Annotated in this window: 24 protein-coding genes; 11 read left to right on the forward strand and 13 right to left on the reverse strand. The window is 63.7% G+C overall.

Annotation, left to right across the window (positions count from 1 at the left end; all coding sequences use genetic code 11):
• Window positions 1-15 precede the first annotated feature (15 nt).
• Window positions 16-579, forward strand: coding sequence for a dCTP deaminase (gene dcd / locus JM946_RS28635; RefSeq protein WP_203170881.1), 564 nt, complete (start codon window positions 16-18; stop codon window positions 577-579).
• A gap of 1 nt (window position 580) precedes the next feature.
• On the opposite strand, the gene JM946_RS28640 is transcribed toward dcd, so the two are convergent.
• The 5 genes from JM946_RS28640 to purM form a co-directional block, all read right to left on the reverse strand.
• Complete coding sequence (locus JM946_RS28640) at window positions 581-874, reverse strand: type II toxin-antitoxin system RelE/ParE family toxin (RefSeq protein WP_203170882.1); 294 nt, start codon at window positions 872-874, stop codon at window positions 581-583.
• Window positions 874-1,101, reverse strand: a complete 228-nt coding sequence (locus JM946_RS28645; RefSeq protein ID WP_218043173.1) for an addiction module protein — start codon at window positions 1,099-1,101, stop codon at window positions 874-876. The genes JM946_RS28640 and JM946_RS28645 overlap by 1 nt, the downstream gene beginning before the upstream one ends.
• 101 nt (window positions 1,102-1,202) lie before the next feature.
• Entirely contained in the window at window positions 1,203-1,922 is a 720-nt protein-coding gene (locus JM946_RS28650; protein WP_203170884.1) for a DUF3108 domain-containing protein, read from the reverse strand.
• Between the two features lie 11 nt (window positions 1,923-1,933).
• Window positions 1,934-2,635 (reverse strand): phosphoribosylglycinamide formyltransferase, encoded by a 702-nt coding sequence (purN, locus tag JM946_RS28655; protein ID WP_203170885.1) that lies wholly within the window; start codon window positions 2,633-2,635, stop codon window positions 1,934-1,936.
• Between the two features lie 6 nt (window positions 2,636-2,641).
• Window positions 2,642-3,676, reverse strand: a complete 1,035-nt coding sequence (purM, locus tag JM946_RS28660) for a phosphoribosylformylglycinamidine cyclo-ligase (protein WP_203170886.1) — start codon at window positions 3,674-3,676, stop codon at window positions 2,642-2,644.
• Window positions 3,677-3,828: 152 nt separating this feature from the next.
• On the opposite strand from purM, the gene JM946_RS28665 reads away from it, so the two are divergent.
• Genes JM946_RS28665 through hda form a run of 3 tightly spaced genes read left to right on the forward strand, consistent with a single transcriptional unit; the run spans window position 3,829 to window position 6,054 of the window.
• Window positions 3,829-4,752 carry a DUF2066 domain-containing protein gene (locus JM946_RS28665; protein WP_203170887.1) on the forward strand — a complete coding sequence of 308 codons (924 nt, stop codon included), beginning with the start codon at window positions 3,829-3,831 and terminating at the stop codon, window positions 4,750-4,752.
• Between the two features lie 19 nt (window positions 4,753-4,771).
• Window positions 4,772-5,332: a CDP-alcohol phosphatidyltransferase family protein gene (locus JM946_RS28670; protein ID WP_203170888.1), complete on the forward strand. Its 561-nt coding sequence runs from the start codon at window positions 4,772-4,774 to the stop codon at window positions 5,330-5,332.
• Window positions 5,332-6,054: a DnaA regulatory inactivator Hda gene (gene hda / locus JM946_RS28675; RefSeq protein ID WP_218043175.1), complete on the forward strand. Its 723-nt coding sequence runs from the start codon at window positions 5,332-5,334 to the stop codon at window positions 6,052-6,054. Before JM946_RS28670 ends, hda begins: the two co-directional genes overlap by 1 nt.
• On the opposite strand, the gene JM946_RS28680 is transcribed toward hda, so the two are convergent.
• Both JM946_RS28680 and wrbA read right to left on the reverse strand, forming a co-directional pair.
• Window positions 6,044-6,457, reverse strand: coding sequence for a DUF2069 domain-containing protein (locus JM946_RS28680; RefSeq protein ID WP_218043176.1), 414 nt, complete (start codon window positions 6,455-6,457; stop codon window positions 6,044-6,046). The two genes, hda and JM946_RS28680, sit on opposite strands and share 11 nt — an antisense overlap.
• 5 nt (window positions 6,458-6,462) lie before the next feature.
• A complete protein-coding gene (gene wrbA, locus JM946_RS28685) occupies window positions 6,463-7,062 on the reverse strand; it encodes an NAD(P)H:quinone oxidoreductase (RefSeq protein ID WP_203170891.1) in 600 nt (199 codons plus the stop codon).
• 194 nt (window positions 7,063-7,256) lie between these two features.
• On the opposite strand from wrbA, the gene JM946_RS28690 reads away from it, so the two are divergent.
• Together JM946_RS28690 and JM946_RS28695 are read left to right on the forward strand one after the other, a co-directional pair.
• Window positions 7,257-7,529, forward strand: coding sequence for a DUF4398 domain-containing protein (locus JM946_RS28690; RefSeq protein WP_203170892.1), 273 nt, complete (start codon window positions 7,257-7,259; stop codon window positions 7,527-7,529).
• 44 nt (window positions 7,530-7,573) lie between these two features.
• Window positions 7,574-7,855 carry an acylphosphatase gene (locus JM946_RS28695; RefSeq protein WP_407700615.1) on the forward strand — a complete coding sequence of 94 codons (282 nt, stop codon included), beginning with the start codon at window positions 7,574-7,576 and terminating at the stop codon, window positions 7,853-7,855.
• Here the strand turns inward: JM946_RS28695 and JM946_RS28700 are convergent.
• Window positions 7,852-8,439, reverse strand: a complete 588-nt coding sequence (locus tag JM946_RS28700; RefSeq protein ID WP_203170893.1) for a lytic transglycosylase domain-containing protein — start codon at window positions 8,437-8,439, stop codon at window positions 7,852-7,854. The two genes, JM946_RS28695 and JM946_RS28700, sit on opposite strands and share 4 nt — an antisense overlap.
• Window positions 8,440-8,662: 223 nt before the next feature.
• Here JM946_RS28700 and pssA point away from each other — a divergent pair, with 223 nt between their 5' ends.
• The 3 genes from pssA (at window position 8,663) to rimI (ending at window position 10,875) form a co-directional block, all read left to right on the forward strand.
• Window positions 8,663-9,457 carry a CDP-diacylglycerol--serine O-phosphatidyltransferase gene (pssA, locus tag JM946_RS28705; RefSeq protein WP_203170894.1) on the forward strand — a complete coding sequence of 265 codons (795 nt, stop codon included), beginning with the start codon at window positions 8,663-8,665 and terminating at the stop codon, window positions 9,455-9,457.
• Window positions 9,458-9,550: 93 nt separating this feature from the next.
• On the forward strand, window positions 9,551-10,393 hold the full coding sequence (locus JM946_RS28710; RefSeq protein ID WP_203170895.1) for a uracil-DNA glycosylase: 843 nt from the start codon (window positions 9,551-9,553) through the stop codon (window positions 10,391-10,393).
• Entirely contained in the window at window positions 10,390-10,875 is a 486-nt protein-coding gene (rimI, locus tag JM946_RS28715; protein ID WP_203170896.1) for a ribosomal protein S18-alanine N-acetyltransferase, read from the forward strand. The genes JM946_RS28710 and rimI overlap by 4 nt, the downstream gene beginning before the upstream one ends.
• A gap of 6 nt (window positions 10,876-10,881) precedes the next feature.
• Here the strand turns inward: rimI and JM946_RS28720 are convergent, their stop codons facing one another.
• Complete coding sequence (locus JM946_RS28720; RefSeq protein ID WP_203170897.1) at window positions 10,882-11,901, reverse strand: hypothetical protein; 1,020 nt, start codon at window positions 11,899-11,901, stop codon at window positions 10,882-10,884.
• A gap of 182 nt (window positions 11,902-12,083) precedes the next feature.
• Here JM946_RS28720 and JM946_RS28725 point away from each other — a divergent pair, with 182 nt between their 5' ends.
• Both JM946_RS28725 and JM946_RS28730 read left to right on the forward strand, forming a co-directional pair.
• Window positions 12,084-13,685, forward strand: coding sequence for a peptide chain release factor 3 (locus JM946_RS28725; RefSeq protein ID WP_203170898.1), 1,602 nt, complete (start codon window positions 12,084-12,086; stop codon window positions 13,683-13,685).
• Window positions 13,686-13,736: 51 nt separating this feature from the next.
• Complete coding sequence (locus tag JM946_RS28730; protein ID WP_203170899.1) at window positions 13,737-15,032, forward strand: MFS transporter; 1,296 nt, start codon at window positions 13,737-13,739, stop codon at window positions 15,030-15,032.
• Here JM946_RS28730 and JM946_RS28735 read toward each other — a convergent pair.
• The 4 genes from JM946_RS28735 to JM946_RS28750 all read right to left on the reverse strand — a co-directional run bounded on the left by JM946_RS28735 (window position 14,992) and on the right by JM946_RS28750 (window position 21,824).
• Complete coding sequence (locus JM946_RS28735) at window positions 14,992-16,965, reverse strand: transglutaminase TgpA family protein (protein ID WP_203170900.1); 1,974 nt, start codon at window positions 16,963-16,965, stop codon at window positions 14,992-14,994. The two genes, JM946_RS28730 and JM946_RS28735, sit on opposite strands and share 41 nt — an antisense overlap.
• Window positions 16,962-17,939: a DUF58 domain-containing protein gene (locus JM946_RS28740; RefSeq protein WP_203170901.1), complete on the reverse strand. Its 978-nt coding sequence runs from the start codon at window positions 17,937-17,939 to the stop codon at window positions 16,962-16,964. Before JM946_RS28740 ends, JM946_RS28735 begins: the two co-directional genes overlap by 4 nt.
• Before the next feature lie 14 nt (window positions 17,940-17,953).
• Window positions 17,954-18,910: an AAA family ATPase gene (locus JM946_RS28745; RefSeq protein ID WP_203170902.1), complete on the reverse strand. Its 957-nt coding sequence runs from the start codon at window positions 18,908-18,910 to the stop codon at window positions 17,954-17,956.
• A 139-nt stretch (window positions 18,911-19,049) separates the two neighbouring features.
• The gene (locus JM946_RS28750; RefSeq protein ID WP_203170903.1) at window positions 19,050-21,824 is read right to left on the reverse strand and encodes a valine--tRNA ligase; all 2,775 of its coding nucleotides are present in this window, start codon (window positions 21,822-21,824) and stop codon (window positions 19,050-19,052) included.
• Window positions 21,825-21,833 lie beyond the last annotated feature (9 nt).

Genomic DNA, 21,833 nt, shown 5'->3' on the forward strand with positions numbered 1-21,833 from the left:
AGTCACTTCAAATTCATGAGCATCAAATCCGATCGCTGGATCCGTCGCATGGCCGCCCAGGGCATGATCGAGCCGTTCGAGGCCGGGCAGGTGCGTCATACGCACAATGGCAAGATCATCTCGTACGGCACTTCCAGCTACGGCTACGACGTGCGCTGCGCGAACGAATTCAAAATCTTCACCAACATCAATTCCACCATCGTGGATCCGAAGGACTTCGACTCCAAGAGCTTCGTCGATGTGACCTCGGATGTTTGTATCATCCCGCCGAACTCCTTCGCCCTGGCGCGCACCGTCGAGTACTTCCGCATCCCGCGCAACGTACTCACGATCTGCCTCGGCAAATCCACGTACGCCCGCTGCGGCATCATCGTGAACGTGACGCCGCTCGAGCCCGAGTGGGAAGGCCACGTCACCCTCGAGTTCTCCAACACCACGACCCTGCCCGCCAAGATCTACGCCAACGAGGGCGTCGCGCAGATGCTGTTCCTCGAGTCCGACGAGGTCTGCGAAACCTCATACAAGGATCGCGGCGGCAAATACCAGGGCCAGAAAGGCGTCACCCTGCCTCGCGCCTGATTCAGCGCCGCGAAATTCCCAGGGACGGGCGTCGGCTGTGATGACGAACCACAAGGACTCTCAAGTCCTCGTCAACGACTCGAAACAGGATGTGATACGGAAAGCGCGGCAGGTTGATCCGCCGCAAGCCGCGCTCCTGGACGCGATAGCTGAGGGGCGCTTCGAGCGCCTTCAGGAAGGTTGCGCGCAGCTCGGCATGAAACTCAGCGGCGAGATTCGGGCCGCCGAGCCCTTCGTAGTGAGAAATTATTCGAATGATGTCCGAGGCTACGTGGGGATGAAACGTCAGCCTCATCAGTCACGGCGGCGATTATGGATGGCGGCGTCCAGCTCTTCGAGCGACATCGCACGTTGAGACCCGTTGTTCAGATCGGCATCGCGCCGCAGCGCCTCGGCGACGCCTTCATCCTGGTCTATCAGCACGCTTGGCAGCGAAGCCAGCAAATTGGCAATGAGCTGCGCTCGCTGCCGCTCGGGCAGTTGCATGACCATGTTCGTCAACTCGTGCATGGAGAGAGCCATGGCTCGAGTATAGACCAGACGAAGGCGAGCGCCAGCGGTGGCATGACCACATCATAGTAGCGCTTCCGCGAAGCCTCACACGGCGCAGCGCGCGGAAGGATTTACTGGACTGACTGCAGCACCATCACCGTCTCGACCTTGCCTTTGCGGATTTGTTCGGCGCGGGCGGCGAGGTATTCGCGGTCGGGGACGAGCCAGAAGCGGGATTGCCGGCTCGAGCCCTGGCGGGTGCTTTCGTAGACGATGGCGTCGAGCTTGCCGAGCTTGGTGTCGATCGAGGTTGTTTCTTTTTTGACGTAGCTGTAACGCTTTACGCGATTGTCGTCGATCAACGGAATGAGACCGGGCTCCTCGCCGCGTAGCAAAGAAGTGACGACGTCGATCTGGATGGACAGGCGGTCCTGCAGGCCGGGCTCCAGAGGCAGCTCGATCTTCTCGCCCTCGATGACGCCGGTCACGAGCTTCTTATTCCAGTCGAACTGCAGCTGACCGTCTCTGGCCGTGCCGGGCTTGCCATCATCGAGCGACCACTCGAGCGGGCGCACGCCGTTCGGGCCGATCTCCATCACGCTGCGCTCGACCGCGGCGTTGCTGATCACGATGCGGGCGAGAAAGGAAGGATCGGCCGTCGTTTCATACGTGTAACGGCCGGTGGCGTCATCGCGCGTCAGCTTGAATGTGATCTGCCCCGCGCGCATGCCGCGATAAGTCACTTCATAGGTCGCGGTGAAAGGCTTGGGAAGGATGGCGTCCGCAGCCGCTGCGGCCCCGAACAGCAGCGTCCCCAGTAAACACGTGATCAACTGTGTCAGCCGCTGCATCCAGTACCTCGTCAGTCGAGCGCGTTGCCGGGATCATCGTCCAAGGGCGCTTGGATCACCGGCGTATGCAGCGGCCGGCCATCGAGCCACGCGCGCTGCTCTCGCAACTGCAGGCGCCCGCGCGCAAACCAGTCGATCGCCTGCGAATAAATCCTGTGTTCCTGCCGCTGAACTCGCGCTGAAAGCGTGCTTTCACTGTCACCGGGCCGTACTTTCACCTGCGCTTGAATAACGAGCGGCCCACCGTCAAGTTCCTCGGTGACGAAGTGCACGCTGCAGCCATGCAGCGCATCGCCGGCCTCCAGCGCACGACGGTGCGTGTGCAGCCCGCGATACAGCGGCAGCAGTGAAGGATGGATGTTCAGGATGCGATCCGAGAATGCGGCGATGAAGCCGGGGCTCAGGATGCGCATGAAGCCGGCGAGCACGACCAGGCGCGGCTGGAAACTTTCCACCAGCGCGGCCAGCGCCTGGTCATAACTGGCTCGATCGGCAAACTCGCGCGCCGACAGCGAGCGAGTAGGAATATTCATCGAAGCGGCCGTCGCAAGTCCGGCTGCCTCGGCTTTGTCGCTCACTACAGCACGGATCTCGACCGGAAGATCGCCGCACGCCGCCCGCTCGGCGATCGCGTGCATGTTGCTGCCGCGACCCGAGATCAGGATGACGATGGGCAGTCTGGTGTGCGGTGAGCCGCTGGCTAGAACCGTCATTCCAGATCAGCTGCGAATCACGACGCCGCCGTCGCCACGTCGCACTTCGCCGATGACCAGCGGCTTCTCGCCATGCTCGTTGAGCAGGCGCATCGCCTTGTCGCAATGTTCGGCCGCCACGCACACCGTCATGCCGATGCCGCAGTTGAAGGTCTTGTACATCTCCGCTGCCGGAATGCTGCCGGCCTTCTGCAACCAGTCGAACACCGGCGGCTGCTTCCAGGTCTGCGAGCTCAACATCACTTCGAGCCCGTGCGGAATCACGCGCGGAATGTTTTCAGTCAGGCCGCCGCCGGTGATGTGCGCGAAGCTGCGCACCGGCACGGCTTTGGCCAGTTCGAGCAACGGCTTGACGTAAATGCGAGTGGGCGCAAGCAGCGCGTCGTACAGCAAGCCGCCTTCGATCTTGGTCGCGGGGGTCGCCTTGCTGGTCTTGATCAGCTTGCGGATCAGCGAGTAGCCGTTGGAATGCGGGCCGGAGGAGGGCAGGCCGATGAGCACATCGCCGGGCCGGGTATTGCGGCCGTCGATCACCGCGTCCTTCTCGACGATGCCGACGCAGAAGCCGGCCAGATCGTAGTCGCCTTCGGCGTACATGCCGGGCATTTCGGCGGTCTCGCCGCCGATCAGGGCCGCGCCCGCCTGAACGCAGCCTTCGACGATGCCTTTGATCACGGTCTCGGCCACATCGACGCTGAGCTTGCCGGTGGCGTAGTAGTCGAGGAAGAACAACGGCTCGGCGCCCTGCACGACGACGTCGTTGGCGCACATCGCGACCAGATCGATGCCGATGGTGGCGTGCCGGCCGGTTTCGATGGCCAGGCGCAGCTTGGTGCCGACGCCGTCGGTGCCTGACACCAGCACCGGCTTCTTGTAGCGGTCCAGCGGAATCTCGAACAGCGCGCCGAAGCCGCCCAGGCCGCCCAGCACCTCCTTGCGCATCGAGCGTTTGACCGCGGGCTTGATGCGTTCGACCAGTTCGTCGCCGGCTTCGATATCGACGCCAGCGTCCTTGTAGGTGATCGGCTCGGAGGGTTGCATAGTCTGGCGCGGGCTCGGCGGGGCTAGGGGTAGGCTGTGGTATTTTACACGCGGTCGACCGGCGGTGGGACGCCACCTTGGGCGAGCGTTAAAAGGATGGGTTGCGAGCGATGATCGGGACAAAGGCGTTGATCCGCTGGGTTTCGTTTTGCATGTCGTGGCTGTTGGCCGCGACAGCGCTGCCGGTGGGCGCGGTGACGCTCGACTATCTCTACGAAGCCGATCAGCCGGTGCTGAACGACGCGCGGGAGGCGGCGTTTGTCGACGCGCTCAAAACGGTGGTGGTGCGAGTCAGCGGCCAGCGCGACGCTCCGGCGCGCCTGGGCTCGGCCTTGAACGATCCACGCAAATACGTGCAACGCTTCGGCTTCACCGCCGACAACGTGCTGCAAGTCGGATTCGACAGCGTGTCGGTGGATCGGCTGCTGCAGGAGGCGGGTCTGCCGATCTGGGGGCGCGAGCGGCCCGCGACGCTGGTGTTGCTGAACGTCACCGAACCCAATGGCTACACTCACTGGATCAGCGGCGATCAGCCGAACGTGCAGCGAGACATTCTGGATAAGGTCGCGCGCGAGCGGGGCCTGCCGCTCAAGTGGCCGGCGGTCGATCCGCAGGGCATCGACGAGTCGAATGCGCTTCAGGAAGCGGACCGCTATGGCGCCAACGCGGCGCTGGTCGGCCGCGCGCAGGGCGGAATGGTCCGCTGGACGCTGGTCACGGTGGAAGGCTCCTCGCAAACCAGTGGCGGCATGGAGCAGGGCGTTCATCTTGCGGCCGATACGTTTGCTCGAGTGTTCGCCGCTTCGGGCTCGTCGCTGGGCAACGTGGTGGTGGAAGTGTCCGGCATCGGCGATCTCGATGCGTACGCCAGCACGCTGAATTATCTGGAAGGCATGACCCTGGTGCGTGCGGTCTCGTTGGAACAGGTGTCGGGCGACACCATGCGATTCAAGCTCGCCGTGCGCGGCGATGCTTCGACTCTGCGTCGCGCGATCGCGCTCGACAGCCGGTTGGTGTCCCAGGACGACGCGGCGGCGCCCGGCGCCGAGCGACTCACATTCCGTTATCGCCCCTGAAGCCCGATCCAGCGCGCCTATGCGGCATATTCCCAATGCCCTGTGCATTCTGCGCATGCTGCTGGTCGTGCCGATCGCCTGGCTGCTGACGGCCGGCGAGTACAAGGCCACGCTGTGGGTGTTTGCCTTCGCCGGCTTCACCGATGGCCTGGACGGCTTTCTCGCCAAGCGCTGCGGCTGGATGTCGGAGCTGGGCAAGATCCTCGATCCGCTCGCGGACAAGATCCTGCTGGTGAGCGTGTTCATCACGCTGGCGGTGATCGGCGTGGTGCCCGTGTGGCTGGCGGCCACGGCGGTGTTGCGTGATGTGACCATCACCATCGGGGCCATCACCTATAACGCGCTCTATGGCTATCCCCATGGCAACCCGACGGTCATCAGCAAGATCAACACGCTGTGCCAGATCGTGTATCTGCTGCTCGCGGTGGCGGCCAAGGCCGGCGAGTGGGCGCCGGACACCGCGCTGCTGATTCTGGGCGCCATGGTGTTCGTGACCACTGTGGTGAGCGGCATCGATTACGTGGTGACTTACACACGTAAGGCGATCGCCGCGAGCCGGGCAAAACACGGGCTGGCGTGATGTTGCCGTCTCACGGGCAGCTGCCGCTCGGCATCCGCTTGCCCGACAGCTCGGTGTTCGAAAGCTATCTCGCCGGACGCAATCAGCCGGCGGTCGATGCCTTGCTCGCCTTGCATGCCGCAGATCGTCGCCGCGCGCCCACCTGCATCTGGCTTCACGGCGCGCACGGCACCGGCAAGACGCATCTGCTTCAGGCCGTGTGCGCGAGAGCCAGTCGTGACGGGCGCACCGCCGCCTATCTGCCGCTGCCCGACGTCATCGATCTTGGCGAAGAGCTGCTGGCCGGATTCGGTGAGCTTGCCATCGTCTGTCTCGACGATGCGCAGGTGGTGGCCGGTCGTGAACAGTGGGAGCGCGCTTTGTTTCGGCTGCATCAAGAGCTCGATGAGCGCGGCGGGCGATTGCTGGTCGCGGGTTCTGCGCCGCCCGCCGCGCTCCCTTTCAAGTTGCGTGACCTGGGCTCGCGCTTGAACGGCGGCCTGGTGCTGACGCTGCAGCCCCTCGATGAGTCCGAACAGATGGCGGCGTTGCAGTTGAGAGCGCAGCTGCGCGGCCTGGAATTGCCGGATGAAACCGCTCAATACATGTTGCGTCGGTTACCGCGTGACATGACACATCTGTACGCGGTGCTCGACGAGCTCGATGCGGCATCGCTGGTGGCGCAACGTCGCTTGACGGTGCCGTTCGTCAAAGAAGTGCTGGAACGGCGCCTCACGCCTTAGCTAGCGGCCGCGTTACGCGCAGATACGCGATCAGCAACACAAACAACACGAAGGCCAGCATCAGACAAATGCCGGCCCAGATCCGCTGGGCGGGATTCGCCACCGCTTCGGTGAGCGCGACGATCAGAAACGGAGTGACGGCCAACGTCATCCACGCATAGGTGCGTCGATGACCCCTCATCAGGCGAGGCAGCGCGAACAGCACAGGCAAGGTCAATACAACGACCAGCACTACATCGCCGGTGGTGATGCCATCGCTTGCACGCCAGGCGATCAGGCCCGCGATCAACAAGCCGATGGCTGACAGCACGGCGAATCGGGTCCGCTGCGCGATCGAGCTTTCCGTTGGAACCATCGCGTCGGTGTTCGACATACGCGAGTCGCTCGGTCTCTCACTGGGCATCGGGCTCACTTGTCCTTGCCGAGACGAACGGCGAGCTCGGCGACGCGCTTGCCCAACAGCGCCGCGAGCAAACGTTCGTCGTCGGTGAGTTTGCCCTGCGGGCTGATGCCCGCCACGTGACTCGCGCCATAGGGAGAGCCGCCGGAGCGAGTGTGAGTGAGCGCAGGTTCCGTGTAAGGCACGCCTACGATGTACATCCCATGATGGATCAGCGGCAGCATCATGCTGACCAGCGTGGTCTCCTGGCCGCCGTGCATGGTCTGCGTGGAAGTAAACACCCCGGCGGGCTTGCCGGCCAATCCGCCACTGGCCCACAACGCGCTGGTGCCATCCAGGAAATACTTCAACGGCGCGGCCATGTTTCCGAAGCGCGTCGGGCTGCCCATCACCAGACCGTCACATTCGCGCAGGTCCTCATGGGTTGCGAACGGTGGACCTTCGTTCGGCACCGGCGGCTGCGGTTGTTCTATCACCGTGGTGACTTGCGGGACCGTGCGCAATTTGGCCTTCGCGCCGCTCACCGACTCGACGCCGCGGCACACTTGCCTGGCCAGCTCGGCGGTGCTGCCTTTGCGTGAATAAAACAAAACCAGGATTTCAGCCATGCGCGCGGATGCTCCGAAAAATCATTGCCGCGCGCCCGATGTGGGATGAATGCAACGCGAGGCGGGCAGTCAAGGCGCGTGCATTGTATGCAGGCGCTCCTTGACGGTGTAGATTGCGATTGCTACGGTCGATTGAAAAAATCGCCATGGTAAGCCAGTCATCCCTTCGTTGTTTGACGCTACTCATGCTTGCAATGAGCATGGGCCTGGCTGCGTGCGCCGGCGCTCCCGTGCAGGAGATGAGCAACGCCCGGCAGGCCATCAAGGCCGCACGCGAAGCCGCCAGCGAATCGGTCACCGCACCTCCCTCCCTGGTCGAAGCCGAAGCTTTGTTGAATCGCGCCGAAGTCAGCCTGCAGCGGCGCGCCTACAAACAAGCCCGACGCGACGCCATCGCCGCTCGCGGCAAGGCCGCCGAGGCGCTCAGCTCCACTCGCACCGCCGACGATCGGAACGGCGCCAGCTGAGCGCGCATTCAACCCGAGCACGCATTCATCTGGATAAGGTGTCGATCTTGATAGCACGCCGTTGCTTCATCTCCGGGCGGGTGCAGGGCGTGTTCTTTCGCGCCTCGACTCGTCAAAAAGCCACCGAGCTCGGTTGCGCCGGCTATGCCCGCAATCTGCCCGACGGGCGCGTGGAAGTGCTGGCCGTGGGCGAGCCTCAGGCCGTGCAGTCTCTAGTCGATTGGTTGTGGCAAGGCCCGCCGGCCGCCGATGTGAAACAGGTGGACGTGCAGGAGCTGTCGCCGGACGAACTGCTGGATCTGCCGGTCGGCTTCGCGCAGCGCTAGCGGTACTGCCAGCGGTTCGCCAGGCGCGTCAGCACCAGGTCCGCATAGTTGCGGCGGCCGACGCTGCCGTTGTAGCGCGCCAGCGCCTTGGTGTAGTCGCCCTTTTCCCGGTCGAGATAGAACTTGAGGATGGTGCAGCCCATGCGCACGTTCTGCGGAATGCGCACCAGCTCGGAATTGGTCATGCCCAGCTGATTCGGCCAGAACGGCATCACCTGCATCAGCCCGACCGCGCCGGCCGAGGACACGGCCCAGCGATCGAAACGACTTTCTACATCGATGACCGCCATCACCAGCCCCGGCGGCAACTGCAGACGACGCGCCTCGCAGAACACGTGATGCAGGATCTCGGCGCGCTCCTGCTCGTCCTTCACCAGCTTGAGCAGCTTCGGCTCCATGGTGGCGAGCCACACCTTCTGCTCGAACTCGTCTTCGAAGCAGGGGGCTTCCTTCAAGGTTTTTTGCAGGAACCGGCCGAGCGCCGGGTCCTGCTGGCGGTCGGCCAGGGCAGGCGGGGGCGCGGCCAGGCTGGCCAGCGCTACCAGAAACAGGCAGCGCAGTGCAATCGCGATACGACGATCCATGCTCGAGTGATTGGGCGGGTTAGAACACTGAACGGTGGCCTGACCATGTATGTTGTGCGTGTTGCGGGCCGCACAATATCATGCGGCCAAGCAGCGAGACCTGGAGCGCGTCACAGCAGGGCCCCTGGCCGGAACCTGAGGCGCGGCGACACATTCATTCTGAATCGGCGCCTGGCGCCGTTTCAGTGCCCACCCGACCGGACCTTGAGCCACCGCGATTCGCATGAGCGCCGAATATCACAGCAGCGATCTTGAGCCGGTGGACACCCGGCGGCCGAGCCGCGGCGTGTATTGGCTGCCCAACCTGTTCACCACCGGCACGCTGTTCGGCGGCTTCTACGCCATCGTCGCGGCCATCGACGGCAACTTCTCGCATGCCGGCATCGCGATCTTCGTGGCCATGCTGGCCGACGGCCTGGATGGACGCGTGGCCCGCTGGACCAACACCCAGAGCGATTTCGGCAAGGAGTACGACAGCCTTTGCGACATGGTGGCCTTCGGGGTCGCGCCGGCCATCGTGGTGTACCAGTGGGGCATCGAGCGCATCTACGGCTATGGCCCGTTCTGGGTCCGCTTCGGCTGGCTCGCGTGCTTTTTCTATGCCGTGGCGGCGGCCCTGCGCCTGGCCCGATTCAATTCCCGGGCCGCGACCGCGGACAAGCGCTACTTCGAAGGTCTGCCGAGCCCGTCGGCGGCGGCCGCGGTCGCAAGCTTCATCTGGCTGGTCAGCGAATTCCCGGTCACCGGGTTTTCGGCCCTGGTGCTGGCCTTCAGCATCACCCTGTGCATCGGCGCCTTGATGGTCAGCAAGTTCTCCTATTGGAGCGGCAAGGAGCTGAACATGCGGGGCCGCATCCCCTGGGTGTATGCGGCGCTGATCCCGTTGATCTATGTGATCGTGTCGCTGGCGCCGGTGTCGCTGTTCACCTTGTTCGGTCTGTATGCCGCCTCGGCGCCGCTCCACTGGGTCTGGCGCAAAGTGACTCGCAAGAAGCGCCCCGCTGAAACTGCCCCTTGAAGGGCAGGGCGTGGGGTGAGGTTTGCCGATGGTCTCGCGCGGCCGGTGCCGGTAAGCTTCCACGCATAACCATTCAGCAGTGCACCGTCTCGCATGGATTCCCGCCGCCTGGCCTATCTGAAGGCACTCGACATCGACGTCTGGGAACGTCGGGACCCGAGCGCGCGCGCGTCCGCCGCCCAGCCGAGTGCCCAGCCGAGTGCCCAAGCGGATGCCCAGCCGGCCGTCCGGGTCGAAGCGGCCCCGGCGCCGATGGCGCCTGTCATTCCCATTCGCACCGAGCCGGCCGTTCAGGCCCGCGTCGTTCAGTCGCCCGGCATCGACACCAAGGTCGATCTGGCCGACGCGGATGCGAGCGTCGCCAACCTGGGTTGGGACGAGCTTGCAACCGCCGTGCGTTCCTGCACGAAGTGCCCCCTGCATGCCACGCGCACCAACGGGGTGTTCGGCGTTGGCGATCGCCGCGCCCGCTGGATGATCATCGGCGAGGCGCCTGGCGCCGACGAGGACAAGCAGGGCGAGCCGTTTGTCGGCCGCGCCGGCATGCTGCTCAACGCCATGTTGAAAGCCGTGGGTCTGGGCAGGGAACAGGTTTTCATCGCAAACATTCTGAAATCGCGACCGCCCAACAACCGCGATCCGAAACCCGAAGAAGTGCGCGCCTGCATTCCTTATCTGTATCGGCAGATCGAGCTGGTGAACCCGGCGCTGATCCTGTGCGTCGGTCGGATTGCCGCGCAGACGCTGCTGGAGGTGGACACGCCCATCGGCAAGCTGCGGGGCGCGGTGCATCGGATCGCGGGCAATCGCCCGATGGTGGTGACCTACCATCCGGCCTATCTGTTACGCAGCCCGGTGGAGAAACGCAAATCATGGGCCGATCTGTTGTTGGCCATGCGTACCTTCGAGACATTGCAAAGTGGGGCAACGGCGTGAGCGCCGAGCTCGACCGTAGCGCGCTGTATCAAGCGGTTCGCTTTCGGCCGATGACGCTCGTCGATGTGCCCGCCGTGGTCACGGTGGAGCGGGCCTCCTACCTGTTTCCCTGGAGCGAGGGCGTGTTTCGCGACTGCGTGCGCGTGGGCTATTTGTGCCGCGTGGTCGAGTTCGAAGGACAGGTGGCCGGTTACGGCATCATGTCGTACGGCGCCGGCGAGGCCCACATCCTCAATATTTGTATTCGCAACGACCTGCGCGGCGTCGGCGTCGGTCGGCGTCTGATGGATTTTCTGCTGAGTCGCGCCAAGGAAGCGGAAATGCAGGATGTGTTCCTGGAAGTGCGCCCGTCCAATCCGGTAGCCATCAAACTCTACGAATCGCTGGGCTTCGTCAAAGTCGGCGTGCGCAAGGCCTATTACCAGGCCGCCGGCGGTCGCGAGGACGCGCTCGTCTACAAGCGCGTGCTCACCAGCTCCTGAGCCCGCTTACTGCTTGCCCGGCCATCCCTTGGGGAAGCTGATGTTCCCCGAGATGCCGACCTTCTGGCCTTCGTCCTTGGGCGCCTCCGGCTTGGCGTCGCCGCCGATGGCTTTGCGAGTGAACAGGGCCGTTTTGTCGATGACGGTCGAAAACTCCAGCGGTTGTTTTGGAGCAAGCGGCGTGGCGCTGGGTTGGGTCGACAAGGTGTATTCGTAACCAATCTCTTCGAGCGCCAGGGACAGCGTCGTCACCAGGCGCTGATTGGCGGGCATGGTCGCCGGCGCCTGCGACTTGAGAATCCCCTGCAGCGATTTCACCTGCGCCTCGGTGCTGCTGCCCTTGGAGGCGGCTTCGCTCGCCGGCTTCACGAACTCGCCCGTCAGATACTCCTTGAAGGGGATCAGCGTACTCAGCGCGTCCGCGAGTTTGGTGTCTGGGGCTGAGGCCACCTCCTGAAGCGTGCCGTTGTCGGCGAGCTTCTGAGTCAGACTGCCCGAGCCAAACCAGGGCAGTGGCGCATTCAGAAAATAGGTTCGGGTCCGGTCCACCACCCACGCGGATTCGACGGCGTTGCTGCTGAGCTCGGGGACCGGAATGTTACTTTTGAGATCGATCGCGGGCAGGCGGTTGAAGCGCGCGATGAGTGCGGGAATGTCGGCGTCGGGATCCAGGTTGGCGGCCAGCAATTCACGTTTGAACTCGGCCAGTTCGTCTTTCGTGCCGGGCGCGAGATCCTGAGCCTTGAGCAGGTCGCGCGTGAACGCCTGCGCGCCCTTGTCGGTCGTGACCTCCTTGCCCTCCTTGATATCGATCAGCTTGTGGGCGACCGACAGTCGGGCGCGCAGCCAGGTCTGGCGGTACACGGTGACCTGCTGGAAGGTTTGCGTCTTCACGTAGAAGGGAATGCCCTTCACGGCCTTTGCTTTGGGGGCCTTCTCCTTCTGCTCGTTGACCCTGACGACGTTCACGCAAGCGGCCAGCAGGGTGGCGATCCCTGCGAAGGCAATTGCTGTTGTTATTCTCATGGCGCTCCGTCCGATGAATTCGGCGCTTGCCGACATCTGTCACGCCCGCTGTCGTTATCTCAGCGTCCGATCCGAGCGACGGGGCGGCCCGGGCGAGCGGGGCGTTTCTGGGCTATCATGCCGCCCCCCTGAATTCGTGAATTCGTGCACCCGACGCGCGTGCAGTCTGAGGATCCGTCCCGATGCCGAATGGCCCCACCCCCGAGGAAATCAGCAAAAGACGAACTTTTGCCATCATCAGCCACCCGGACGCCGGCAAGACCACGCTGACCGAGAAGCTGCTGCTGTTCGGCGGCGCCATTCAGCTGGCCGGCACCGTCAAGGGCCGCAAGGCCGCCCGGCATGCCACCTCCGACTGGATGGCGCTGGAACAGCAGCGCGGCATTTCGGTCACCTCCTCGGTGATGCAGTTTCCCTACGATGGCCGCATGGTGAACCTGCTGGACACGCCGGGCCACGAAGACTTCTCCGAGGACACCTACCGCACCTTGACGGCGGTCGATTCGGCGCTGATGGTGATCGACTGCGCCAAGGGCGTCGAAGAGCGCACCATCAAACTGATGGAGGTGACCCGCCTGCGCGCCACGCCCATCATGACGTTCATCAACAAGCTCGACCGCGAAGGCCGCGAGCCCATGGAGCTGTTGGATGAAATCGAAAAGGTGCTGAAGATCTCCTGCGCGCCCATCACCTGGCCGATCGGCATGGGCCGGGATCTGCAGGGCATCTATCATCTGATCGAAGATCGCATCTATATCTATCAGGCGGGCGAGAAAGGCCGGGCGGGCACGCACGCCACCATCGACAAGCTGGACAGCGATGCGGCGACGGAATTTCTCGGCGCGCGCGCGCAGACGTTTCGCGACGAAGTCGAGTTGGTGCGCGGCGCCGCGCCCGAGTTCGACACCAAGGAGTATCTGGCCGCGCGCCAGACGCCGGTGTTCTTCGGCTCGGCCATCAACAACTTCGGCGTGACGGAGCTGCTTGGGTCGTTCGTGAGACATGCGCCGGGTCCGCAGCCGCGCGAGACCACTGGCCGCATCGTGGAGCCGATGGAGGAGAAACTCAGCGGCTTCGTGTTCAAGATTCAGGCGAACATGGATCCTGGGCATCGCGATCGCATCGCGTTCATGCGCATCTGCTCGGGTAAATATTCGCGCGGCATGCGTTTGTTTCATGTCCGGCTCGGCAAGGAGATGCGCATCAACGACGCGCTGACGTTCCTTGCCGCCGACCGTCAGCACACCGACGAAGCCTTCGCCGGCGACATCCTCGGTCTGCACAACCACGGCACGATCAACATCGGCGACACCTTCACCGAGGGCGAGTCGCTGATGTTCACCGGCATTCCCAACTTCGCGCCGGAGATGTTCCGTCGCGTGGTGTTGCGCGATCCGCTACGCATGAAGGCGCTGCAGAAGGGCCTGGATCAGTTGTGCGAAGAGGGCGCGACGCAGGTGTTCCGGCCGCTGCGTAACAACGATCTGATTCTCGGCGCGGTCGGTCAGCTGCAGTTCGACGTAGTGGCGTTTCGTCTGCAGGACGAATATTCAGTACAGGCCTCGTTCGACAACGTCAACGTGTTCACCGCGCGCTGGGTGTACGGCAAGGACGCGAAGAAGCTGGACGAGTTTCGCACCAAGGCGTACGAGAACCTGGCGTTGGATCATTCCGGCGCGCTGGTGTATCTCGCGCCCACCCGCGTCAACCTGCAACTCACCCTGGAACGCTGGCCCGACCTGGATTTCCGCGAAACGCGCGAACATCTGGCTGCGGCCGCCTGATCCTCCGCGCCGGCCAGTCCCAAGTCACCAGTCACGAGTCACTTCCACGACATGAAGTCGCCGCTGATCACCAAGAAGGTTTTCGCCTGGGCGTTGTACGACTGGGCGAACTCGTCGTTCGCGACCACGGTGATGGTCGTGTTCTTTCCACTGTTCTTCAAGCAGTACCTGACGGCGGATCAGGATGCGACCACCAGCACCTTCTGGCTCGGCATCGCCAACGGCGTCTCGAGCTTCGTGCTGGCGGTGATGGCGCCGTGGCTCGGCGCCATGGCCGATCGCGGCAGCGCGCATCTGCGTTTTCTCGCGGCGTTCACGGCCATCGGCGTCATCCCCACGGCGATGCTCGCATTCGTGGGCGTCGGTCAATGGCAGGCGGCGGCGCTGTTGTTTGCTGTGGCATCGCTGGGCTTCTGGGGCGGATTGATCTTTTACGATTCGATGCTGGTGAAGGTCGCGCCGCCCAAGCGCATCGACTCGGTGTCCGGCTTCGGTTACGCGCTCGGGTATCTGGGCGGCGCGCTGCTGCTCACCGTCAACGTGCTGATGTTCGCCAAGCCGGCGATGTTCGGTCTTGCCAGCCCGGAACAGGCGATTCGCGTGTCGTTTGTTTCTGTAGCGGTGTGGTGGAGCTTGTTTGCGATCCCGATCTTCCGTGCGTTCCCTCGAACAGAAGATCGTGCGCCGATCGGCGCGGGCCGCGCGCTGCGCGAAGGCTTCCAGGAGCTGGTGCGCACCTTCAAGGAGATCCGCAAGTTTCGCGCGGTGATTCTGTTCCTGCTGGCGTACTGGATGTACATCGACGGCGTGAACACCATCATGAAGATGGCGGTGGATTATGGCCTGGCGCTCGGCTTTCCGGCGGACAGCCTGATCTCGGGCATTCTCATGATTCAGTTCATCGGCTTCCCGGCGACGCTGCTGTTTGGCGCACTGGGCGATCGAATCAGTCCACTGGTGGGGATTTTCGTCGGCATCGGCGTGTACGCCGCCGTGACCTTCTACGCGGTCTTCATGACCAGCGTGTCGGAGTTCTACGTGATGGCCGCCGCGATCGGTTGCGTGCAGGGCGCCGTTCAGGCGATGAGCCGCTCGTACTACGGAAGGCTGGTTCCGGCGGGCCGAGCCGGCGAGTTCTTCGGCTTTTACAACATGATGGGTAAGTTCGCCGCGGTGTTGGGTCCCTTCCTGATGGGCTTCACGGCGCTGTTGACCGGCAATTCGCGCATGGCGATTCTGTCGGTCGCATTGTTGTTTGCAGGCGGCGCGATCGTGCTCGTGTTCGCCGCTCGCGCGACGCGCGGGGCTACGCCTGCAACTGGTTTACCAGAAACTTCAGTCGGCTGAGCTGGGTGGGCAGCGGCGCCGGTCCGTAGCGCAATCCCACATACACCGAGCGAACTTCGGCGAGCTGCGCCGCCAACTCGGGGCGGGCCTCGGCGGCGCGAGCGACGTAGTCGTTGGGTCCTTCATGCGGCAAGCGTGGCACGCCAAGCTTCGCGAGCTTGCGGCACAACTGCTCATATACGTGCGCCACAGGATCACGCGACCGCGGCCGGAATCTCCACGCCAGGTATGCGGACAGCACCGCGAAAAATCCGAGCAACGCCAGGATCATCGCAACGCCAAGATATTCCCAACGCGGATGGTCGATGTTGAACTTCGCCAGCAGCCAGCCTTGCTGGGCGGTTCCAAACTGCACCACCTGATCGTTCCAGAAAGTATTGGCGGCGTCCCAGGCCATGCGCAGCTTGGACAGGGCGGCGTTCTGGCGCAGCGCTCGGCCCGGTACGTCTTCGGATGCGGCGATGGCCGCATCCAGGCCACGCTCGATGCGTTGTGGGGCGATCGCGGCGGTGGGATCGATGCGCTGCCAGCCACGACCATCCAGCCAGACTTCCGACCACGCATGCGCGTCCGACTGACGCACGATGAAATAGTCGCCCATCGGGTTGTATTCGCCGCCCTGGTAGCCCGTCACGACGCGCGCCGGAATGCCGGCCGCGCGCGCCATCACCGTGAACGCAGAAGCGAAGTGCTCGCAAAAGCCGAGCTTGGTGTTGAACAGAAAATCGTCGACCGCGTTCAGATCGAGCGCCGGCGGCTGCAACGTGTAATAGAACTCTTCGCTGGCGAATTTGGTCAGCACGGACTGGATGAATGCTTCGTCGCTGCCGGCGCTCGCGCGCATTTGCCTGGCGAGCGCGACGGTGCGCACGTTGCGGTTGGCGGGCAGCGCGGTGTCGAAGTGCCGCAGATCCCGGTGCAACTCGGTGGCCGTGACGTAGGTCGGCGAGGACTCCAGATCGAAGGAGGTGAGCACCGCGATCTGCTGCTGGCGGGCGAACAATTGAAAGTCGCCGGTGCGGAATGCGCGATCCCGATTCCAGCCGGTGACCATGTCGAGCGGGAACACCCAGTTGTACTCCTGGGGCTCGATCGAGATGCGATAGCGATAGGTCGCCCCCGACGAGACGATCTCTTGCTGCGAGAAGGGCGTGCCGACGCGGCGCCACGTGCGGCCATCGAACTGATGCAACACCGGCCCGCGCCAGTAGCGCTCTCGCGCAGGCGGTGGATCGCCTTCGAACTTCACGCGAAACGCGATGGCGCTGGACAGACTGAGCTCGGACACGTCGCCGGGCGTCATCTCCTCGCTCAATCCGCTGAGCGCCTTTTCGCGCGGCGGCACGGCCCAGAACTGGCCGGGCAGGCGCGGGAAGAACAAAAACAACAGCACGGCCAGTGGCAGCGCCTGCAAAAACATCTTCGCGGTGGTGCCGGCCGCTTCCCGCACGGACATCGCTTCCGTCTGATGGATGCGCATCAACGTCGCAGTCAGCAGCCACGCTGTGACGATCATGTACGGCAGCAAGACAATGTTCTGGTTGTAGAGAAACGCGGCGAACAGCGCGAAGTACGAAAGAAACACCACGACGGTCAGATCGCGGATGGAGTGCGTCTCCAGCAGCTTCATGCCCGCCATGACGATGAGCAGCGAGGTGCCTGCATCGATGCCGTTGAGCGTGCGGAAGTTCAAGAGCACGCCAATGAGCGCGCCGAATGCAATGGCGCTGCGGATCCACTTCGGCGGCAGCGGCCAGCGCTTGACTTCGATGACCAGTCGGATGGCCGCAGCGATGGCGGCGATCAGCAGCGTCCAGATCGGAATGTGAGTTGCGTGCGGCAGCACGGACAGTGCGAGTCCCGCGGTGACCCACGGCAGCCGCTTTCCGAGCGGGGTCAATTGCTCCAGCCGTGCGGTGAGTGCGACGCTCATGGCTCGAACAACGCCAACGCCGTGAGGCAGCGTTGCCGGTGCGCCGGCCCGATGTTCGCCGGGATCTCGAGGTCCGGCAGCTTCAATGCGAAAGCGCGCCCTTCGGCGTAGGCGTCTTCGATCCAGCGCGCGAGTTGCGACAGCCGCGCTTCGGTGCTCAGCCCACCAAGCACATCCCAATCGAAAACGTGCGATGTGACGGCCGTGCCAGCGTACAGCTTCACATGCAGGCCTTGCTCGCGTGCATACGCCTTCCATGCGATACGACGAGGTGAGTCGCCCGGATGAAACGGCCGTGTGCCGGCGAATTCCTCATCGCCTCGCGTCGAGTCCTGTGCGCCGCCCGTATCGGTTTCGACCGGCGGCGCGGACAGTCCGCGAGGGCTCGGTTTGGGATAGACGACGCAGTTCAACTTCATGTGCACATGAGACCACGCCCGAAACAGTCCGAACGGATGTTTGGTGACGATCTCGAAATGATCCAGCGTCAGCAGACCACGCCTCGGCGCCGGCAATTGCAGCTCGAATACGCCGCGCCCATTCGCGGGCACGCGCAAGGGCGCAGCGGCGCCATGATCATTGGCCAACGTGAGCTCGTGACGCGCCAATGGCGCGGCGTTCTCCAACGCGATATGGAATCTCGCCATGTCGCCCGCGAAGACCGGCTCACTGATGGCCGAGCGCACGATCAAACCCGACAGGTTGCGGTGGGCGTAGTGCATGGCGGTCAGCGCGAGCGAGCCGAGCAGGAAGGTCAGGCCGAGCGCGAGATTGTTTGCATAGTTCATCGCGCCGATGAACATCGCGAACAGCATCGCCGCGAACGCGACCCCCAGTCCTGTGGGAATGATGTAGATGCGCCGGCCGGGCAGCGTCAGCGGATCGGGGTCGACGCCGTGACGCTTGAACGCCCAACGCCGCGACCACTGGCGCAGCCGGCGTACGATGCCGAAATCGAGATTGATGGCCACCATGGCGGCAGCGCCGGTCAGGGTACCGGCACTTCCTTGAGCACGAACTGGCCCACCTCGGTCGGCGTTTTCGGCGCGGAGTCGTCACGCGGTTTGAGGCGATGGCCGACGACCCCCGCCAGCACGGCCTGCACATCTTCGGGCACGACGCCCTGATGACCGTGGATCAGCGCCCAGGCCTGCGCGGCGCGAAGCAAGCCGATGGAAGCGCGCGGCGAGATGCCAGATTCGAACAGTGGCGACTCGCGCGTGTAGCGAACGATGGCTTGCACGTAATCGAGCAAGGCATCGGACACGTGGACTTTGGGCACCATCGTCTGCATCAACAGCAGTTGCTGGGGCGATAGCGTCGGCGCCAGTGTCGCCACCAGATCGCGACGATCCTGGCCGAGCAGCAGCTGGCGTTCCAGCGTGGGATCGGGATAGCCGAGCTCGATGCGCATCAGGAAACGGTCCAGCTGCGACTCGGGCAACGGATAGGTGCCGATTTGATACACCGGATTCTGAGTCGCGATCACGAAGAAGGGCGCGGCGAGCGGATAAGTGGCGCCATCGACGGTGACCTGGTGCTCTTCCATCGCTTCGAGCAGCGCGCTCTGCGCCTTGGGCGTGGCGCGATTCACCTCGTCGGCGAGCACCAGTTGCGAGAACACCGGGCCTTTGTGGAACTGAAACGTGCTGGTCTCACGATCGAAGACGGACACGCCGATGATGTCCGCGGGCAGCAGGTCGCTGGTGAACTGGATGCGTTGATACGACAGACCCAGCGACTCGGCGAGCGCGTGCGCCAGCGTGGTCTTGCCGACGCCCGGAATGTCCTCGATCAACAAATGGCCGCGCGCGAGCAGGCACGAGATGCACAGTCGCACCTGGTGCTCCTTGCCCAGGATCACCCGATTGAGCTGCGCCGTGGTGGCGGTGATCAGCTCCAGTGGGTCGGCTTGCGTGATCAGAGTGGGGATGGCGGAATTCATGCGCTCTCCGGCTTCGGTCGCCGGCCAGTGTGTTTAGTACGCCGCGAAATGCAAGTAGGTAGTTCGCATTCGCGGCAATACGTTCAGCAGATTCGCCACGCAGCGACCGCAGGCCTGCGCCGCCGTACCTCGTTCCGGATTACAGGCTGCCGACCATCTGTTCCTGCTCATCGAGCTGCGCAATCTGGCGTTTGAACTCGGCGATGCGCTCGTGGACTTCGGCGACCACTTCGGGCTTGGCGTTGGCGGCGAAGTTGGGGTTCGCGAGCTTGGCGTCTTCGCGCTTGAGGTCCTGTTCGACCTTTGCTTTGCGCTTGCGCAGGCGCGCGAGCTCGGCTTGCGGGTCGGAGATCAGGCCGGTGAGCGGCGAGGAGATGGTGCGGCGATCGATGCTGGCGGTGGCCGACGGCGGCAGCGCCGAATCGCTGGGAAGAATTTGCAGCTCGCTGATCTTGCCGACGCCGCGAACCACGGCGAGGTTCGCCGAAAGCGAAGCTTCGTCAGTGGCTTCAGGCGTTTGAAACGCGACCGCGATTTCACGAGCCTGCGGAATATCCAGCTGACCGCGAATCTGTCGCGCGCCGAGAATCACGGCCTTGATCGGCGCAATCGCCGCCTCAGCCGCGGCATCGCGGGGGAACTCCGCAGCGCTCGGATACGACTGCAACATGATCGTCTCGCCTTTGCGTCCGGCGAGCGGCGCCACCGACTGCCAGATCTCTTCGGTGATGAAAGGCATCAGCGGATGTAACAGACGCAGGTATGCCTCCAGCACCGACGCCAGCGTCTCGCGTGTGCCGCGCTTCTGCGCATCGCTCGACTGATCCGATTGCAGCGTCGGCTTCGACAACTCGAGATACCAATCGCAGTACTCGTACCAGGCGAATTCGTACAAAGCCTGCGAAGCAAGATCGAAGCGATACTCGGCGAGCCGCGCACGCACTTCTTCGATGGTTGCGCCGAGCCGCGAGCGGATCCACGAATCGGCCGCGGAATATTCCACAGGACCGGACGCGGAGGCGGGCGGCGCATTCTCCAGATTCATCAGCACATAGCGCGCAGCGTTCCACAGCTTGTTACAAAAGTTGCGGTAGCCTTCGATGCGCCCCAAGTCGAAACGAATGTCCCGCCCCATGGTCGCGAGCGCGCAGAAGGTGAAACGCAACGCGTCGGCGCCATACGAGGGCATGCCCTTGGGAAACTGCTTGCGCGTGTTCTTCTCGATCTTGTCCTTCATCTGCGGCTGCATCAGGCCGGTGGTGCGCTTGGCGACCAGCGACTCCAGATCGATGCCGTCGATCAGATCCAGCGGATCGATGATGTTGCCCTTGGACTTGGACATCTTGTCGCCGTTCTCGTCGCGGATCAGGCCGGTGATGTACACCTCCCGGAACGGCACGTCGCCGGCGAACTTCAGGCCCATCATGATCATGCGGGCCACCCAGAAGAAAATGATGTCGAAGCCGGTCACCAGCACGCTGGTGGGATAGAGCGACTTCAGCTCGGCGGTCTGCTCCGGCCAGCCCAACGTGGAGAACGGCCACAGCGCCGAGGAGAACCAGGTGTCGAGCACGTCTTCGTCGCGGGTGAGTTGCACGTCACGGCCCAGCTTGAGACGCGCCAGCTGTTGCGCCAGCTCTTCCGAGCGCGCGACGTAGCAGTTGCCTTGATCGTCGTACCACGCCGGAATGCGATGGCCCCACCACAGCTGGCGGCTGATGCACCAGTCCTGGATGTTCTCCATCCACTGGAAATACGTCTTGGCCCAGTTCTCCGGCACGAAGCGGATGCGGCCGTCCTTGACGCATTCGATCGCAGGCTGCGCGAGCGGCGCGATGCGCACGTACCATTGATCGGTGAGCCATGGCTCGAGCACCGCGTTGCTGCGGTCACCGCGCGGCACTTTCAGCGCGTGCGGTTCGATCTTCTCGACGAGCCCCAGCGCATCGAGATCGGCGACGACCTGCTTGCGCGCGACGAAGCGATCCAGTCCGCGATATTTCTCGGGCACCTGCTCGTTGAGCGCGGCGTTGGCGTCGAAGATGTTGATCAGCGGCAGCGAGTGGCGCCGGCCGATCTCATAGTCGTTGAAGTCATGGCCCGGAGTGATCTTGACGCAGCCGGAGCCGAACGTCGGATCGACGTAGTCGTCGCCGATGATCGGAATCAAACGATCGGTCAGCGGCAGGCGGATCTGTTTGCCGATGAGATGCCGGTAACGCTCATCCTCGGGATGCACGGCCACTGCGGTATCGCCGAGCATCGTTTCCGGGCGCGTGGTCGCGACCACGATGTGTTCGTTGCCGCCCTCGATGGGATAACGGAAATGCCACAGCGAGCCTTGCTCATCGACCGGCAGCACTTCCAGATCCGACAGCGCGGTGTGCAGTACCGGATCCCAGTTCACCAGGCGCTTGCCGCGATAGATCAAGCCTTCCTCGTGAAGGCGCACGAACACTTCGGTGACGGCCTGCGACAGCCCTTCATCCATGGTGAAACGATCGCGCGACCAGTCCACCGAGTTGCCGATGCGACGCTCCTGACGGGAGATCGTATCGCCGGACTGCGCTTTCCAATCCCACACGCGCTTGACGAAGGCCTCGCGGCCGATATCACGACGGTGCACGCCTTCGGCGTTCAACTGCCGCTCGACCACCATCTGGGTCGCGATGCCGGCGTGGTCGGTGCCCGGCTGCCACAAGGTGTTCTCGCCCTGCATGCGATGCTGGCGGGTGAGCACGTCCATCAGCGTGTGCTGAAAGGCATGACCCATGTGCAGCGTGCCGGTGACGTTGGGCGGCGGAATCACGATCGAGTAGGGGCTGCCCTGGCCCGAAGGCTGGAACCAGCCGTTCGCTTCCCATCGCTGGTAGATGCGCTGCTCGAGGTCCTTGGGATCGTAGGTCTTCTGCATTCTTGGTCG

Source organism: Steroidobacter gossypii (assembly GCF_016801985.1).
GTDB lineage: Bacteria > Pseudomonadota > Gammaproteobacteria > Steroidobacterales > Steroidobacteraceae > Steroidobacter > Steroidobacter gossypii.

Coding starts and splice junctions, on each gene's coding strand:
- JM946_RS28740 (WP_203170901.1), bottom strand. CDS start 17,939: ATGGTGGCCATCAATCTCGATTTCGGCATCGTACGCCGGCTGCGCCAG.
- JM946_RS28720 (WP_203170897.1), bottom strand. CDS start 11,901: ATGAGAATAACAACAGCAATTGCCTTCGCAGGGATCGCCACCCTGCTG.
- JM946_RS28730 (WP_203170899.1), top strand. CDS start 13,737: ATGAAGTCGCCGCTGATCACCAAGAAGGTTTTCGCCTGGGCGTTGTAC.
- JM946_RS28735 (WP_203170900.1), bottom strand. CDS start 16,965: ATGAGCGTCGCACTCACCGCACGGCTGGAGCAATTGACCCCGCTCGGA.
- JM946_RS28750 (WP_203170903.1), bottom strand. CDS start 21,824: ATGCAGAAGACCTACGATCCCAAGGACCTCGAGCAGCGCATCTACCAG.
- purN (WP_203170885.1), bottom strand. CDS start 2,635: ATGACGGTTCTAGCCAGCGGCTCACCGCACACCAGACTGCCCATCGTC.
- JM946_RS28690 (WP_203170892.1), top strand. CDS start 7,257: ATGAGCATGGGCCTGGCTGCGTGCGCCGGCGCTCCCGTGCAGGAGATG.
- JM946_RS28710 (WP_203170895.1), top strand. CDS start 9,551: ATGGATTCCCGCCGCCTGGCCTATCTGAAGGCACTCGACATCGACGTC.
- JM946_RS28670 (WP_203170888.1), top strand. CDS start 4,772: ATGCGGCATATTCCCAATGCCCTGTGCATTCTGCGCATGCTGCTGGTC.
- purM (WP_203170886.1), bottom strand. CDS start 3,676: ATGCAACCCTCCGAGCCGATCACCTACAAGGACGCTGGCGTCGATATC.
- JM946_RS28700 (WP_203170893.1), bottom strand. CDS start 8,439: ATGGATCGTCGTATCGCGATTGCACTGCGCTGCCTGTTTCTGGTAGCG.
- JM946_RS28680 (WP_218043176.1), bottom strand. CDS start 6,457: ATGCCCAGTGAGAGACCGAGCGACTCGCGTATGTCGAACACCGACGCG.
- JM946_RS28745 (WP_203170902.1), bottom strand. CDS start 18,910: ATGAATTCCGCCATCCCCACTCTGATCACGCAAGCCGACCCACTGGAG.
- hda (WP_218043175.1), top strand. CDS start 5,332: ATGTTGCCGTCTCACGGGCAGCTGCCGCTCGGCATCCGCTTGCCCGAC.
- JM946_RS28665 (WP_203170887.1), top strand. CDS start 3,829: ATGTCGTGGCTGTTGGCCGCGACAGCGCTGCCGGTGGGCGCGGTGACG.
- JM946_RS28725 (WP_203170898.1), top strand. CDS start 12,084: ATGCCGAATGGCCCCACCCCCGAGGAAATCAGCAAAAGACGAACTTTT.
- pssA (WP_203170894.1), top strand. CDS start 8,663: ATGAGCGCCGAATATCACAGCAGCGATCTTGAGCCGGTGGACACCCGG.
- JM946_RS28650 (WP_203170884.1), bottom strand. CDS start 1,922: ATGCAGCGGCTGACACAGTTGATCACGTGTTTACTGGGGACGCTGCTG.
- JM946_RS28645 (WP_218043173.1), bottom strand. CDS start 1,101: ATGGCTCTCTCCATGCACGAGTTGACGAACATGGTCATGCAACTGCCC.
- JM946_RS28640 (WP_203170882.1), bottom strand. CDS start 874: ATGAGGCTGACGTTTCATCCCCACGTAGCCTCGGACATCATTCGAATA.
- wrbA (WP_203170891.1), bottom strand. CDS start 7,062: ATGGCTGAAATCCTGGTTTTGTTTTATTCACGCAAAGGCAGCACCGCC.
- dcd (WP_203170881.1), top strand. CDS start 16: ATGAGCATCAAATCCGATCGCTGGATCCGTCGCATGGCCGCCCAGGGC.